The sequence below is a fragment of the Pseudomonas sp. genome, from assembly GCF_046581935.1.
Classification (GTDB): Bacteria; Pseudomonadota; Gammaproteobacteria; order Pseudomonadales; family Pseudomonadaceae; genus Aquipseudomonas.
Genome location: NZ_JAYGFK010000009.1, coordinates 1 through 12,264, shown reverse-complemented (window position 1 = coordinate 12,264; position 12,264 = coordinate 1). Strand labels below are relative to the sequence as shown.

Sequence of the window (12,264 nt, the reverse complement as noted above, 5' to 3'; positions counted from 1 at the left end):
AATAGCGCGGCAGTATCTTGGGTGAGTCTCTAGTCAATAACTTAGCCTTTCAGGCACAGTGAGCCATTACTCCCACATTTGTGCTGAGCCATGTTCTTCCGACCGCGCACTAAACAGAGCAATGAGAAACATGCCGGCGTTGCCGATTTACAAGATATCGGCCAGCGCTCGCTGATTCGCATGATATTTGTTTCCACAGGGCTGATTCTTTGGGTGTTCTGTGCGCTGCAGTTCGCCGCTGGCGAGTACCTGCTGGCCAGCGGTGAACTGCTGTCTGGCAGCGTGCTGGTGTGGGGTGGCTGGCGCATTGTCAGGGTGCGCAATGTGTTGCCCTGGGTTTACCTTTACCTGCTGCCGATGTTCAGCTTTCTGCTGTACATCATCGTTGTCCCCAATGCCTCCAAGACCGCGTTTGTATGGGTTTACAGTGTGCCGGTGCTGTCCTATCTGCTGCTTGGACGTGAGCGTGGCAGCTTGCTTACGCTGCCCTTTGTGCTTGGGGCGTGCCTGCTCTACCTGTACACCTACCCGATCCAGCTGGATGCCGAAAGCCTGATTGATCTCGGCAATGCGCTGTTCTGCGGGGTGATGATCATCGTTTTTGTTCATTTCTACGAAACCCGCCGCGCTTATGCCCACCAACAGCTGCAGCATATGGCGCGTACTGATGCGCTAACTGGCGTAGCCAGCCGTGGCAGCTTCCAGCAAAGCCTGGAGCAGAGCATTCATGAGGTGCAGCGCAGCTACGACAAACTGGTGTTGGTGATTCTCGACGTCGACCACTTCAAGGCGGTCAACGATCAGTACGGCCACGATGCGGGTGACCAGGCCTTGCGGCATATCTGCAATAGCCTCAGCCAGCGCTTGCGTAACACCGATACCTTGGGGCGTTTGGGTGGCGAGGAGTTCGGTCTGCTGCTGCGCAATACCGAGCTCGCCGCGGCTGAGCCGTTGGTAGAAATGCTCCGTGAGCAGATTGCCAGCAAGCCGCTGATTTATGGCGAGGCGCGCATTGCGCTTACCGTGACCTTCGGCCTGGCGGAGTGGCCCCGCGACGGCCAGACCGCCGATGAGCTCTATCGCTGTGCTGATCAGCGGCTGTATCGCGGCAAGGCGTTGGGGCGTAACCGCTTGATTAGTTGTAGCGCAAGCACGGTGCCATCTGGCGAGGCGTAACGTGCGCTCGCCGGCCGAAATCTTTCGGGCACGCAAACTCTGGCGGCTACACTCAGCTTGCCACTGCTGCTGTTTAAGTCTGCCGCAGAGTGGGACTTTCTGGCGTATATACGCGTCAACCAGGGACTTTAAATGCTCGTCCTTTCGTCCTTTTTCAAGCAGGTTATCAAGCTCTGGCATGCCGCTGATCTTGCATTGATTGGCCAGCGCCGCGAGCGCCGTATGCGCATGCTGGCCAGCTTGGTACTGCTGCTTATCGGTAGCCTCTGGGGCACCGTCTTCACCCTGCGCGGGGCATGGGGTATTGCCCTGCTGGACTTGTTGCTGATTCTTTGTGGCGTTGGGGTGTTTATCCTCACGCTGCGCAATAGGGTGCGCCTGGCTAATCTGCTGCTGTTTGGCGTGATTATCTTGATCATCGTTGGCATCACCCTGGTGCTGGACCCCTACAGCACAGCGGCACCACGGGCCACCCACTTGTATCTGCTGCCGCTTGCAGTGGCGGCGCTGATGGCCTTTCGTGATGAGCCGTTATGGATGCGCTACGGCGTCACCTTGCTGTGCCTTGGCCTGTTCACCGTGCTGGCGTCTTCATCCTGGAGCCCCACCAGCGCTTACGTGTTACCGGATGAGGTGCGGGTTAGCGGCACCTGGGTGCAGAGCATTGCGGCGATGCTGATGCTGTTTGTGCTGCTGCATATTTTGCAAAGTGATGCGGCCGAGCGCTCGATGCTCGACCGTGACCTGCAAGCGGCGCTGCGTGAGCAGCAGTTTGTTGTGCACTACCAACCGCAAGTGGATTGCGCCGGCAAGGTAACCGGTGCCGAGGCGTTGATTCGTTGGCAGCACCCGCAGCGCGGGCTTATCGCGCCTGCCGAGTTTATTGAGCATGCGGAGAAAACCGGGATGATCATCCCGATTGGCCAGTGGGTGCTGGAGCAGGTCGCCAGGCAACTGCATCTGTGGAGAACTCAGCCACTCTTCGCTGATATCGCACTGGCGGTCAATATCAGCCAGAAGCAGTTCCGCCAGCCCAGCTTCGTTGCCGACATACTCCGGCTGCTGGATGAGCACGCTATCGATGCGCGCCGCCTCGACCTGGAGCTGACCGAAACGCTGATCGTGCAGGATATTGAAGACCTGCTGAGCAAAATGGCGGCCTTGGTCGAGCGCGGTGTGTGCTTCTCCATGGACGATTTCGGTACTGGGTTTTCCTCCTTCAGCCACCTCAAGCGCCTGCCCCTTAATACCCTGAAAATCGATCGTTCATTTATCTGCGACGTGCTGACCGACCGCAGCAGTGAAGCCATCGTGCGCACGGTTATTAGCCTGGCGCAAAGCCTTGGCATGACGGTGATCGCCGAAGGTGTTGAGAACGAAGCGCAGCAGCAGTTTTTACAAAACCACGGTTGTACACAGTTTCAGGGCTATTTCTTTAGCAAAGCGCTACCGCTTGAGGAGTTCAAAGCCTTTGTGGCACAGCACAATGCGTGAGCTGCAATAAGCCATGTGCCATAGCGCGACACCCTTAAGCGCCGATTTATAAGGCGTTATGCGCCAAGTTTGCTGGCGCAGATGGCCAACTGCCGCCTTCGTCTGATGGCATTCAGCGCGCTCTTCTGGAATAGTTACCCGGCTGTGCGTAACCCGCTGGCCTCTGCCGTTCGCTCAAAAGGCCTGCCCGGCAGTAGTGACACCCTCCGTGTCCCCCTCCGCGTGCCTACCTGGCGCGTCAGGCGAGCTACCCGCTTGCCGCTGGATCGCACCGTTTCTGGTGCCATAACGACAACGACCAAGATCCATACAAGGACGCCCTAATGAAACTCAAACAACTCTTTGCCGCGCTCGCCACTGGCGCTGCGTTGACTGCCCTGTGCGCCACCGCGCAGGCGCGTGAATACTCCGTCTCCACCGTACTGTCGGACGCCTTCCCCTGGGGCCAGGCTGCGCAGAAGTGGGCTGATTTGGTCAACGAACGCTCCGAAGGCCGCATCACCCTGCGGGTTTACCCCAACGCGCAACTGGTGGCCGGTGACCAGACCAAAGAATTCTCCGCGATGCGCTCCGGGCTGATCGACATGGCTGTGGGCTCGACCATCAACTGGTCGCCGCAGGTCTCGGAACTCAACCTGTTCTCCCTGCCATTCCTGATGCGCAACGATGCTGATCTCGACGCCATCACCCAGGGCGAGGCGGGCAAGCTGGCTTTTAGCGCTATCGAGCAGCGCGGCATCGTGCCCCTGGCCTGGGGCGAGAACGGCTTTCGTCAACTGTCCAACTCGGCCAAGCCGGTGCGCACTCCAGCCGACCTGGCCGGTTTGAAAATCCGCGTAGTGGGTTCGCCGCTGTTCCAGGACACCTTCACTGCCCTGGGTGCCAACCCAACGCAGATGAGCTGGGCCGATGCCAAGCCAGCGCTGACCACGGGTGCCGTGGACGGCCAGGAAAACCCGCTGTCGGTGTTCGACGTGGCGCGTATCGATCAGGTTGGGCAGAAGTACCTGACCCTGTGGAACTACATGGCCGATCCGCTGATTTTTGCCGCCAACCAGCGCGTATGGACCGCACTGCCAGAGGCTGACCGCGAGCTGCTGCGCCAAGCGGCCATCGACGCCGGCAAGTGGGAGATCGAGCTGTCGCGTAACGCCCAAGCGCAACGCCTGGCAGACATCCGCGCGCGCGGCGTGGAAGTAGTCGAACTGAACGACGCTGAGCGCGCTGCTTTTGTTGAAGCCACCGCGAGCGTGCAGGAAAAGTGGGCACCGCGTATCGGCGAGCCGCTGATGAATGCTGCGCGCAAGGCCGTAGCCCAGCCCTGATTTATATCCGCAAGACCCGGGAGCCGGCCGGCTCCCGCTGTTCGAGGTTGTCATGAACAAGCAAGTCGACGCGCCGCTTGAGCGCGTTTTGGCCACCCTGGCCTTGGTGATCATTAGCCTGATCAGTCTGGCCAACGTGGTGGTGCGCTATTTCACCGATGCATCTTTCGCCTTCACCGAGGAAATCTCGGTGTTTCTGTTGGTCATCCTCACCTTCGCCGGGGCCTCTGTGGCCATGCGCAGCAACCGGCATATCCGTATCGGCCTGCTTGAACGCCTGTTCCCGCGCCTGCGCACGCCGCTGATTCTGCTGCAGTGGCTGGCTGGCATGTTGGTGCTGGCGCTGGTGTGCTGGTACGGCGGGCAATTTGCCTGGGAGGAGTACCAGTGGCAGTCGGAGTCGCCCGGCCTGGGTCTGCCCAACTGGTGGTACGTGGTGTGGCTGCCGATTCTTGCGCTGCTGATTGTTGTTCGCCTGAGCCAGATGACCCTGGATCGTCTGCGCGGGAGGATCAGCGATGAGCCCTGATCTCTGGCTAATTATCAGTTTCATAGTGCTGCTGGTCCTCGGTGTACCGGTGGCCTTCGCCCTCGGCTTATCGGGCGCCATTGGCATTGTCGCCGGCTTGTCGCCGGACATGCTCGCCACCCTCGGCACCAATACCTTTAACGGCGTGGCCAAGTACCCGCTGATTGCCATTCCGTTGTTTATTCTCACCGGCTTGGTCTTCGAGAAGGCCGGTGTAGCGCTGCGCCTGGTGCGCTTCGCCCAAGCCTTGATTGGTCCGCGCCACGGAGGCCTGGCTCTGGTGGCAGTGCTGGTGTGCCTGATCATGGGCGGTATGAGCGGTTCCGGCCCGGCGGATGCTGCCGCTGTGGCCATGGTGATGCTGCCGAGCATGACCAAGGCCGGTTACCCCAAGCCGTTCTCGGCCACGCTGATCGCTGCGTCGGCATCCACTGCCATCCTGATTCCACCGTCAATCGCGCTGATCCTCTATTCGATCGTGGTGCCCGGTGTGGATCTGCGCGCGCTGTTCGCCGCCGGCCTGTTCCCCGGCATCCTGGCTGGTCTGGTGTTGCTGTTACCGGCCTGGTTGTTGTCGCGCCACTATGGCTGGGAATCACCGGAGGAGGGCGAGCGCCCTGCACTGAGTGAGAGCTTCAAACAGGCGCTGCCGGCACTGTTCGCGCCCATCCTGATTCTCGGCGGCTTGCGCAGTGGCCTGTTCACCCCGACCGAGGCGGCCGTGGTGGGTGTGGCTTATGGCGTGTTGGTAGGGCTGTTCGTCACCCGCGAGCTGGACTGGCGCAACCTCTGGCGCTTGTGCGGTGAGGCCGGGGTTATCTCCGGCGTGGTGATGCTGATCATCGCGCTGGCCGGCATCTTCGCCTGGGCCGGCACGTTGCTCGGCACCTTCCGCCATCTGGCCGAGTGGCTGATCTCGCTATCCGACAACGGCTGGGTGCTGCTGGCGCTGGTGATGCTCGCGGTATTGCTGGCCGGCATGCTGTTGGATGCGATCTCCATCTATCTGGTGCTGATGCCAATCCTGATTCCGGTGATGCAGCACTTTGGCTGGAATCCGGTGTGGTTCGGCATTCTCCTGGCGATGAACATTGCCATCGGCCAGTTCACCCCGCCGGTGGCGATAAACCTGATGGTGACCGCCGAGGTGGCGAAAATCCGCCTGGAGCAAACCATCGGCTGGGCGCTGCTGTTTGTGGTAGTGATGGGCGCGGCGCTATTGCTGGTGGCGATCTTCCCGGAAATCGCCCTGTGGCTCCCGCGAACTCTGGGCTACAGCTTGGGATAGGTTAGGGGCTGGTGCCGTTATAAACCTAAGCTGGCGCCGCGTGAGCGGCGCCAGTTGAGGAACCAGAAGGGCGCGCAGAGGGTCGATTATCAGGAATGGCCCATCAGGGCTTGCAAACAAGGAGTCACTTCATGGACCTGATCCGCATTCTAATCGCCATCCTTTTGCCGCCTTTGGGCGTGTTCCTGCAGGTGGGTTTTGCCGGTGCATTCTGGCTAAACATCCTGCTCACCCTGCTGGGTTACATCCCCGGCATCGTCCACGCTGTGTGGATCATTGCGAAGCGTTAGCCGTCGCGCCCTCAGTGCAAGGTGCGTTGCCGGCTAGGCTGCCCACTTTGCCAGTGAGGTTTTCAACGCCATTAAGCATGTTGTTGCCCTGATTGAGCCGCTGTGCGTTTTCCGCGACCTGCACCCGCTGCGCATAAGAGGCAGAGCTGCCAGTGAAGCTTTGCTGGGTTTCCAGCAGCGAATTGGTCAGCTGCAACAGGCTGCGGCCGGTGGCCACCAACTCGCTGGTAGCGCTTGGCGTGCAAGGGCCGTTAGCGTTGGTTGCTTGCGCGTTCTGCAGGCCTTGAGGTTGAGTGTTCTGCGGCAGGCAGCCGGCAAGCGTGACAAACAGTGGCGCAACGAGCAGCGCACCTAGCGTCCCTTTGATGTTCATTTAATACTCCCTTACTCGGTAACCGGGCCTCGACCCTATGCCGAAGCGATGCTCAGGAGTCTATTGAGCGCAGCAGGAGGCCGGAATAGTACGGGTGTACTAGGGGCTGCTGACGTTTCGTCGCGCTAAAATTGGCTCCGGCGCGGCCGCGAACGACTTACACAGGCGACAGCCAGCCCAGGCTTGAGCCTCTGTTCAGGCGTATTTGTAAGGACTCTCAATGTCAGCGACCACCTCTCCTGAGCACGACACAGAGCGCGCCCAGGCCGTTGTGCGCATGGTTATCGCGCCCATTGCCAGCGCCTACATGCTCTGGACCTACCACGAGTCGCTGCTGGCCTCGGAGGCTGCCTGGCTGATTTCCGCGCTCAGCGTGGTGTTTTGCCTGGTCTCCGTATTGTTATGGATCGACATCGTGCGTCGTCCCGGCACCTTTACTGGCAGGCGACTATTCGCCCTGCTCAATGACTACGGCTGCATCACCCTGACCATGTCCGTCGGCGGGCAAGCCATGCTGCCTGTTTACAGCATCTTGCTCTGGGTCACGGTGGGTTATGGCTTGCGCTACGGCTCACGCTACCTGCAGGTGGCAACCATCGCCGCGATCGCTTCGTTGGCGCTGACTGCCAGTTTTTCTGCGTACTGGCAGTCGCAGCCGTTTCTGATTATCACCATGCTGATCACCACCCTAGTGGTGCCCGGCTACATGAATGCCCTGCTCAAACGCTCGCGCCTGGCAGCCGAGGCCGAGCGGGCGGCCAACCTGGCCAAGTCGCAGTTCCTCGCCCAGGCCAGCCACGACCTGCGCCAGCCGATTCACTCCATCAGCCTGTTTACCGCCTGCCTGCGCGACGGCAGCCTTGGCACCGAGCAGCGGCAGTTGGTGGATAACATCGACAAATCCCTGCACAGCGTGACCCGCCTGTTTCGCACCATTCTCGATATGTACTCGCTGGACAGTGGCCGGGTGGTTCCGCACATGGAGCCCGTCGCACTGCGCAACCTATTGCAGCAACTGGTGCAGCAAAATACCGAGGCTGCACGCTGGGCAGGGGTCGAAATACGCCTGCATTGCCCGCCGTTGTTCGTCCGCGCCGACCCCGTATTGCTCACCACCATGCTGCAGAACCTGTTATCCAACGCGCTGAAGTACGCGCCGGGGCGTCCGCTGCTTATCGGCTGTCGGCGGCGCGGCGCAGGCATCACGGTTGCGCTGTACGACCAGGGGCGCGGCATCGCCGAGGGGCATATCGACAGCATCTTCGACGAGTTCTACCGCGTGCGTCAGGTGCGCGATAAAGACGTCGACGGCATGGGCTTGGGGCTGGCCATCGTCAAGCGTCTGGGCCAACTGATGGACCTGAGCATTCGCCTAAGTTCCGTGGAAGGTCGCGGCACCCAGGTGGCTATCGACGGTTTACAGCCGGTGTCGGCACCGCTTGTACTCAGCCCGGTTACACGCAGCGAACCGCACGTACCGCGCATGCTCGACGGCTTGCGTGTGTGCCTGATTGAAGATGACCAGAACGTACTGCTGGCCACCGCGACCCTGCTGCAAAAGTGGGGGTGCCAGGTGGAAAGCCATGCCTCGATCCCCGATACAACCAGCCCCATTGACCTGGTTATCAGCGACTTTGACCTCGGCACCGAAGCATCCGGCGCGGACTGCATCAACTACGTACGGCAACTGAACGGGCGCAATATCCCGGCCATCATCCTCACCGGGCACGACGTGCGGCGGGTGCAGGATGCGCTGAATGATGAAGAAATTCCGGTGCTGTCCAAGCCAGTGCATCCGGCCGAACTGCGCTCGCTGCTGGTGGCGTTCAAGCTTGAGCGGCAAGCCCGCTAAGGCTCAGCCCAGCCCGGCTTTAGCCGCCATGGCCGCTGCCGCCGCGCGAGTGCTGACATCCAGCGTGCGCAGCAGCGACGACACATGGATACGCACCGTAAACGGCGAAATATCCAGCTCGCGGGCGATTTCCTTGTTGGACAGGCCGCGCGCCACCAACTGCAACACCTCATGTTGGCGCGGCGTTAGTTGATCCAGCGGGCTGCCCTCTTTAGCGAACGCCGGCAGGCCAGCCGGGCCGAGGGTCAACACAAACTCACCGGCGCGCACCGCCAGCAACGCCGCAACAATCTCATCGGGCGGCGTGGCCTTGCCGATAAAGCCGTCCGCGCCCGCAGCCATCACCTCATCGATCAACGCACGGTTATCGACCATCGACACAATCACAAGCGAACTGCGCTTGAAGCGCTGGCGCAGGGCACTCACCGCCTGCGGAGATTGCCCAGGGAACAGCAAGTCCAACAGAAACAAACTCGGCGCTGGCCCAGCTTGAGCCAGGCTCAACACCTCATCCATATCGCCCGCTTCGAGGATGCACGCCTGCGGGAACACGCGCTGCACAATCCGGCTTAGCCCCTCGCGGAACACCGGATGATCATCGGCCACTATGATGCGGTCTTGTTGTTCTGGCATAAGCGCATGGTTCGTCATGGGCTCAGCCTAAAGTCATCTTCGTGGCGATGCCAGCAGTTGCTTGTCGGTCTGATTGGTGTGTCGCAGGTCATACCGAGGCGTTGTGCACAAGCCTCGGTTTATCGCGAGTGGACCGTTCCTGTTGTGGGCAGCCTGCTCATGCATTTTTAACCTAATAGCGGAAGTGCGGTCCTGGTCCTTCATCGGCCAAGTCGTCCCCAGGGTTACGCAGTGGGCAGGCTTTGAGTGACAAGCAGCCACAGCCTATGCAGCCATCGAGTTGATCACGCAGCTGGGTCAGCGCATGGATGCGCTCGTCGAGTGACTGCTTCCAGTTTCGTGAAAGGCGTCGCCAGTCCCGCACTCCCGGCGTGCGTTCAGAGGGCAGTGCTTGCAGAGCCTCTGCGATGTCGGACAAGGGTACTCCCACCTTCTGCGCCACTTTGATCACCGCAAGTCGCCGCAAGATGGAGCGCAGATAGCGGCGCTGGTTGCCTGCACTGCGGAATGCCTTGATCAGTCCTTTGGACTCGTAGAAGTGCAACGTGGATATCGTTAAACCACTGCGCTGCGCAACCTCGCCAACTCCCAGGCTGGTGTCTTTGGATGTGGTCCGGGTCGGACCCTTGGCTTGTTGCATATTGCCCTCCGAGAAAGCTCTTGACCTCAAGTTAAGTTGAGATCTTAAAGTTCACGCGGCTTTCTCACAACGACCGTGGAGTGACTTATGCAACGGAACCAGAACAACGCCAACGTACTGACCATGCTGAACCCAGCAGGGCTTTATGACCCTTCGGCTAACGGCTATTCACACGTAGTAGTGACGCCTGGGGCGGGTTCTTGGGTGTTTGTTTCAGGGCAGGGAGGGGAGGATGTTCGTGGTGTTCTGGTCGCTGATTTTGCGGTTCAGCTACGCCAATCACTGGCTAATCTGGTTACCGCACTGGCCGCCGCTGACGCCGACTTACAAGACATCGTACGGATGACGATTTTGGTTGTGGATCACGACGAGCAACGTTTGGCGCTGATCAGCAAAGCTGTCAATGAGGCATGGGCGGGTCGGCCAACCCCCGCCTGCACCCTGATACCGGTCCCTCGTCTGGCGTTAGACGGCATGCTGATTGAGATCGACGCTATCGCAAGCCTTATCGCGCATGGAGTAACGACGGCATGAGGCAATCCCCCGCCGAAACGATTAATGCGAACACCGCCAATCACTACCTATCTACCGGGGTACTGCTAATGATGGCAGCGGCCACCGGGTTGTGCGCCGGTGCAAATTACTTCAATCAGCCATTACTCAGTTCTATTGCTTTGGCGCTCGGCGTTAGCGAAGGGATGGCCGCGCTGACCGTAACGCTATCGCAGGTGGCCTATGCGGTCGGCCTGCTGTTCTTAGTGCCGCTGGGTGACAAGCTGGAGCAGCGAGGGTTGGCCGTCGGCCTTATGCTCGTTGCCACCCTGGGCCTGATAATCAGTGGTTACGCGCAGAGCTTTAGCATGCTGCTGGTGGGTACTCTGATCACCGGCTTCTTTTCCGTGGCAGCACAAATTCTGGTGCCGATGGCCGCAAACCTATCCGATCCGGCGCGCAGTGGCCGAGCGGTTGGGCTGGTCATGAGTGGTTTACTGGCAGGCATTCTATTGGCCCGCACAGCTGCAGGGCTGCTGTCAGAGGTGGATGGTTGGAGCACCGTATACCGTCTTGCCGCAGTGCTTATGTTGCTGTTGTCCGGTGCACTTTGGATGGTCTTACCGCGTGCTCGTAATACGCATCCGGGTAGCTACGCGGACACCTTGCGCTCGCTGGTACAGTTGCTGGTTGCCCATCCCCGGCTGCGCAGCCGGGCGGCGCTCGGTGGCCTAGTGTTCGGTTCGGTCAGCGTACTGTTTTCGACCATGGCCCTGCTGCTTTCGGGGCCAGGTTATGGTTTTAGCGATAGCCAGATAGGCTTGGTCGGTTTGCTTGGTATTAGTGGTGTGATGACAGCCACTCTTGCTGGTCGTCTGGCCGATAGAGGGCGGGGGCAGCTCGTCAGTTCCAGTGCCTTGGGTCTACTGCTGCTCGGTTGGCTCGGGCTTTATATTGGTGGCAGCAATCTGTATTGCTTCCTACTGGCGTTGCTGCTGTTGGATGTGGCCCTGCCAGCGGTACACATCAGTAATCAGAGTGTTATCTACCAACTCGCGCCACAGGCCCGAGCCCGGGTCAACGCCGTGTACATGACGGCTTATTTCATCGGTGCCGCCAGCGGTTCGGCGCTGGGTGCTCTGGCCTGGAGTCATGGCGGTTGGGGTGCCACATGCCTAGTCGGTGCAGTGCTCGGTGTGCTGGCATGCTTGGTTTTGTGGCATGACCAACATCTAGTGCGGCAGCAGTTCGCCAAGTGAATGCGTGGCTGTCTGGGCTCTACCCCGGTTCCACGGCCGCTTTAAAAGGGCTGACAGATTGCAAATCTTACCGGGCGACTCTCCGTTGCTTGTCGGTCTGATTGCTGCGTCGCAGGTCATGCCGAGGCCTTGTCGAGGGGGATGCATAGCCAAGGGGTGTCGCGAGTGGGGCGTTCCTGTTGTGGGCAGTCGCCTTTGCCCACGCAAGTGCCCTCCAAAGTGATCAAAAATAAATCACTCCGCCTCCTTTAGTACCGACAAGTCCCAAAAAGGGAACGATAGGTCCCTTTTTGCGACTTATCGGGCCTGTGTTAGTCGGGTATGGGGATCTGGGGGAGCGTTTTGATCTTGGAGGCAGTGGGAACAGCCAATAAATCTGCACCTCGCTTTCCCTAATTAGTTACAGCCTCTTCCTTTGCAAACTCCTGCGCCAGCCGATCAGCTTGTCGCCCGGCATACTCAATACACGAGTCAATCTCGCGTCGCACTTTGATGTACTCAACAGCTGCATAGAGTGAGCGGTCGCTCAGGCATTTTTCGATTAAAGCAGTACCGAGCGGCAGCGCTTCAGCTGGCATATCTGGCAGGTATTCATGGACAAAATCCGCAGCGGTCGCGAGGCGGTTAGCATCGGTCGCGAAGGCCCAATCACGAAGGGTAGCTCCATGCAAATTACCGCCACGCTCCCAGCCTTCGGCAAAGCGGTCTGGCTTACCGCAGCCCCCAAGTAGCGCAGCAGCCAATACAACGGCCAGCCAGTTCAACGCACTCTTTAGGGAAACTCTGAAAAAGACTTCCTGATTTTGGCAAAATACCCAGACTCCACCCGCTGAGTTTTCCGATGAAGCAGATGACCTTCGCCGACGCCGAGTACGCCGGTAAGCGCAAGCAGACCCGCAAAGAGTTGTTCCTG

At 59.7% G+C, this 12,264-nt stretch carries 13 protein-coding genes; 9 read left to right on the top strand and 4 right to left on the bottom strand.

Annotated elements, in window-relative coordinates:
* Positions 1-90 precede the first annotated feature (90 nt).
* The 6 genes from VCA57_RS06670 to VCA57_RS06645 all read left to right on the top strand — a co-directional run bounded on the left by VCA57_RS06670 (position 91) and on the right by VCA57_RS06645 (position 6,102).
* A complete protein-coding gene (locus tag VCA57_RS06670; protein WP_411184185.1) occupies positions 91-1,176 on the top strand; it encodes a GGDEF domain-containing protein in 1,086 nt (361 codons plus the stop codon).
* A gap of 132 nt (positions 1,177-1,308) precedes the next feature.
* Positions 1,309-2,670, top strand: a complete 1,362-nt coding sequence (locus VCA57_RS06665) for a putative bifunctional diguanylate cyclase/phosphodiesterase (RefSeq protein ID WP_411184184.1) — start codon at positions 1,309-1,311, stop codon at positions 2,668-2,670.
* 323 nt (positions 2,671-2,993) lie between these two features.
* A complete protein-coding gene (locus tag VCA57_RS06660) occupies positions 2,994-3,995 on the top strand; it encodes a DctP family TRAP transporter solute-binding subunit (protein ID WP_411184183.1) in 1,002 nt (333 codons plus the stop codon).
* A 52-nt stretch (positions 3,996-4,047) separates the two neighbouring features.
* Positions 4,048-4,524 (top strand): TRAP transporter small permease, encoded by a 477-nt coding sequence (locus VCA57_RS06655; RefSeq protein WP_411184182.1) that lies wholly within the window; start codon positions 4,048-4,050, stop codon positions 4,522-4,524.
* The gene (locus tag VCA57_RS06650; RefSeq protein WP_411184181.1) at positions 4,514-5,812 is read left to right on the top strand and encodes a TRAP transporter large permease; all 1,299 of its coding nucleotides are present in this window, start codon (positions 4,514-4,516) and stop codon (positions 5,810-5,812) included. Before VCA57_RS06655 ends, VCA57_RS06650 begins: the two co-directional genes overlap by 11 nt.
* Positions 5,813-5,943: 131 nt before the next feature.
* Positions 5,944-6,102: a YqaE/Pmp3 family membrane protein gene (locus tag VCA57_RS06645; protein ID WP_411184180.1), complete on the top strand. Its 159-nt coding sequence runs from the start codon at positions 5,944-5,946 to the stop codon at positions 6,100-6,102.
* Here VCA57_RS06645 and VCA57_RS06640 read toward each other — a convergent pair.
* Positions 6,086-6,475 (bottom strand): hypothetical protein, encoded by a 390-nt coding sequence (locus tag VCA57_RS06640; protein ID WP_411184179.1) that lies wholly within the window; start codon positions 6,473-6,475, stop codon positions 6,086-6,088. The two genes, VCA57_RS06645 and VCA57_RS06640, sit on opposite strands and share 17 nt — an antisense overlap.
* A gap of 220 nt (positions 6,476-6,695) precedes the next feature.
* On the opposite strand from VCA57_RS06640, the gene VCA57_RS06635 reads away from it, so the two are divergent.
* Positions 6,696-8,327: an ATP-binding protein gene (locus tag VCA57_RS06635; protein WP_411184178.1), complete on the top strand. Its 1,632-nt coding sequence runs from the start codon at positions 6,696-6,698 to the stop codon at positions 8,325-8,327.
* A gap of 3 nt (positions 8,328-8,330) precedes the next feature.
* Here the strand turns inward: VCA57_RS06635 and VCA57_RS06630 are convergent, their stop codons facing one another.
* Both VCA57_RS06630 and soxR read right to left on the bottom strand, forming a co-directional pair.
* A complete protein-coding gene (locus tag VCA57_RS06630; RefSeq protein ID WP_411184311.1) occupies positions 8,331-8,960 on the bottom strand; it encodes a LuxR C-terminal-related transcriptional regulator in 630 nt (209 codons plus the stop codon).
* Between the two features lie 172 nt (positions 8,961-9,132).
* The gene (gene soxR, locus VCA57_RS06625; RefSeq protein WP_411184177.1) at positions 9,133-9,600 is read right to left on the bottom strand and encodes a redox-sensitive transcriptional activator SoxR; all 468 of its coding nucleotides are present in this window, start codon (positions 9,598-9,600) and stop codon (positions 9,133-9,135) included.
* An 87-nt stretch (positions 9,601-9,687) separates the two neighbouring features.
* On the opposite strand from soxR, the gene VCA57_RS06620 reads away from it, so the two are divergent.
* Both VCA57_RS06620 and VCA57_RS06615 read left to right on the top strand, forming a co-directional pair.
* On the top strand, positions 9,688-10,134 hold the full coding sequence (locus VCA57_RS06620) for a RidA family protein (protein WP_411184176.1): 447 nt from the start codon (positions 9,688-9,690) through the stop codon (positions 10,132-10,134).
* Positions 10,131-11,351 carry an MFS transporter gene (locus tag VCA57_RS06615; RefSeq protein WP_411184175.1) on the top strand — a complete coding sequence of 407 codons (1,221 nt, stop codon included), beginning with the start codon at positions 10,131-10,133 and terminating at the stop codon, positions 11,349-11,351. The genes VCA57_RS06620 and VCA57_RS06615 overlap by 4 nt, the downstream gene beginning before the upstream one ends.
* Before the next feature lie 392 nt (positions 11,352-11,743).
* Here VCA57_RS06615 and VCA57_RS06610 read toward each other — a convergent pair whose 3' ends face one another.
* Positions 11,744-12,115: a hypothetical protein gene (locus VCA57_RS06610; RefSeq protein WP_411184174.1), complete on the bottom strand. Its 372-nt coding sequence runs from the start codon at positions 12,113-12,115 to the stop codon at positions 11,744-11,746.
* Positions 12,116-12,264 lie beyond the last annotated feature (149 nt).

What these genes read in the sequence shown, in the direction of transcription:
- VCA57_RS06650 (WP_411184181.1), top strand. Translation starts at nt 4,514, where the DNA reads ATGAGCCCTGATCTCTGGCTAATTATCAGTTTCATAGTGCTGCTGGTC.
- VCA57_RS06640 (WP_411184179.1), bottom strand. Translation starts at nt 6,475, where the DNA reads ATGAACATCAAAGGGACGCTAGGTGCGCTGCTCGTTGCGCCACTGTTT.
- VCA57_RS06660 (WP_411184183.1), top strand. Translation starts at nt 2,994, where the DNA reads ATGAAACTCAAACAACTCTTTGCCGCGCTCGCCACTGGCGCTGCGTTG.
- VCA57_RS06635 (WP_411184178.1), top strand. Translation starts at nt 6,696, where the DNA reads ATGTCAGCGACCACCTCTCCTGAGCACGACACAGAGCGCGCCCAGGCC.
- VCA57_RS06620 (WP_411184176.1), top strand. Translation starts at nt 9,688, where the DNA reads ATGCAACGGAACCAGAACAACGCCAACGTACTGACCATGCTGAACCCA.
- VCA57_RS06670 (WP_411184185.1), top strand. Translation starts at nt 91, where the DNA reads ATGTTCTTCCGACCGCGCACTAAACAGAGCAATGAGAAACATGCCGGC.
- VCA57_RS06615 (WP_411184175.1), top strand. Translation starts at nt 10,131, where the DNA reads ATGAGGCAATCCCCCGCCGAAACGATTAATGCGAACACCGCCAATCAC.
- VCA57_RS06630 (WP_411184311.1), bottom strand. Translation starts at nt 8,960, where the DNA reads ATGCCAGAACAACAAGACCGCATCATAGTGGCCGATGATCATCCGGTG.
- VCA57_RS06645 (WP_411184180.1), top strand. Translation starts at nt 5,944, where the DNA reads ATGGACCTGATCCGCATTCTAATCGCCATCCTTTTGCCGCCTTTGGGC.
- soxR (WP_411184177.1), bottom strand. Translation starts at nt 9,600, where the DNA reads ATGCAACAAGCCAAGGGTCCGACCCGGACCACATCCAAAGACACCAGC.
- VCA57_RS06655 (WP_411184182.1), top strand. Translation starts at nt 4,048, where the DNA reads ATGAACAAGCAAGTCGACGCGCCGCTTGAGCGCGTTTTGGCCACCCTG.
- VCA57_RS06665 (WP_411184184.1), top strand. Translation starts at nt 1,309, where the DNA reads ATGCTCGTCCTTTCGTCCTTTTTCAAGCAGGTTATCAAGCTCTGGCAT.